Origin of the sequence: Micromonospora sp. NPDC004540 (assembly GCF_040610095.1) — a bacterium.
Classification (GTDB): domain Bacteria; phylum Actinomycetota; class Actinomycetes; order Mycobacteriales; family Micromonosporaceae; genus Micromonospora.
In genome coordinates, this window is record NZ_JBEXLR010000212.1 from 1 (window position 1) to 1,392 (window position 1,392).

General features: G+C 67.8%; 2 protein-coding genes. Both read left to right on the forward strand.

Going from position 1 to position 1,392, the window contains the following annotated elements; genetic code table 11:
• Positions 1-499 precede the first annotated feature (499 nt).
• Positions 500-766: a DivIVA domain-containing protein gene (locus ABZV78_RS31780; protein ID WP_355644563.1), complete on the forward strand. Its 267-nt coding sequence runs from the start codon at positions 500-502 to the stop codon at positions 764-766.
• Entirely contained in the window at positions 763-1,029 is a 267-nt protein-coding gene (locus ABZV78_RS31785) for a hypothetical protein (protein WP_355644561.1), read from the forward strand. Before ABZV78_RS31780 ends, ABZV78_RS31785 begins: the two co-directional genes overlap by 4 nt.
• Positions 1,030-1,392 lie beyond the last annotated feature (363 nt).

Genomic DNA, 1,392 nt, shown 5'->3' on the forward strand with positions numbered 1-1,392 from the left:
GAACGCCTTCGAGATGGCCTTCGAAGGCCGACTCGCCGCAGCCCGCAAGTAGTCCTCAACAACCCGTGTTACACCGTTTTCTTGACAGACCCTCGTTCATGGTCGGCGGAATCGGCACGTGGAGGCCCCTTGCAGTCGGTTGGCCCTCCCAGTATCGAGCAACAGGTGAAACAGCGGCAATAACTGACGGAGGAGAAGCAGGTAGGACAGGGGTCAGCGAGATTCGACAGGTAAGAGAGCGTTGACAGAGGTGAGAGGTGTCGGTAGCGTCGCTCTCGGTGATGCGGTGCTGCTGCGGTCGGTTGGCGCCTCTCGTACCGGTCTCGCATCGCCGTCGAGACCTGATCCTCCGCGCTCCCCCAGCGCGGCCCTGCCGCCGTACCCGATTCCAGGTCGCAGGGCAGGGCGGCCTCCGCCGACCGCAACCGGCGGAGGCCGCCCCACCACACTTCGACGCAACCCGACGAAGGGCGGTCCCGTGCGCAACCTGATCCGTCGGCTGGCGGGCCGACGCGACGAGAGACAACCAGTCGCACAAGCCAACAGACGCCAGCCGCTCCGCCCCTGGCAGATCCGCGAGCGCTGCTTCAACGTCCGCCGCCGTGGCCTGGACCCCGTCGAGATCCGCACCTTCCTCCACCAGGTCGCCGACGAACTCACCGTCGCCCAAACCGCCCTACGAGCGGTGCAGGAGGAGAACGTCCGCATCAAGAACGCCCTGCGCTCCTGGCAGAGCGCCCAGTCGGCGAACCACCGCTACCGATGACCGACCGCTGGGTGATCCACCTTCCCGTCACCGCACCCGACCTGCACCGCGCCCGGATCTTCGCCCGCACCGCCGCCCGCCTGCTGGCCCATTTCAGCGCCCGCGTAGAGCCCGGCGGCGTGACCGTCTCGGCCGAGGACCAGCAGTGCGTACGCCACTGGGTCTTCTGCGATCGCCCACTACCCAGCGGCGGCCGCTGTGCCCTGCCGGTCGACCACACCGGGTCCTGCGCGCGCCGCGCCCCGTGGCTCAACCGCCGCTGAGGGTGACCCGGCAAACGGCCGGCGCCGGCGAATGAGCCCCGTCCCACCGGGTACGCGGAGTGGAGGCTGGCCAGGTAGACACCACGCCGCCGAATCGCCATCTCCGATCTGACGTACGAGAGAAGAGAGGCACGTGATGAAGGACAGAATCCTCACTCCGGTCAAAAAGGCAGCAAAGAGCATCATGGTGCGCCGTAGACGCGGAGACGCCACGATCACCAAGCGGGGACGCTCCACACGCCCCGGCCGGCTCTTCCAGTAAGCCCGAAGGGCCAGCAGGCACGAAGCGCGCTCGGCCTGAACGAAGGCCTTCAAGGCGAACAAGACCTCGCTGCCGCCGGGCCTGACCACGCCGGACGCGAA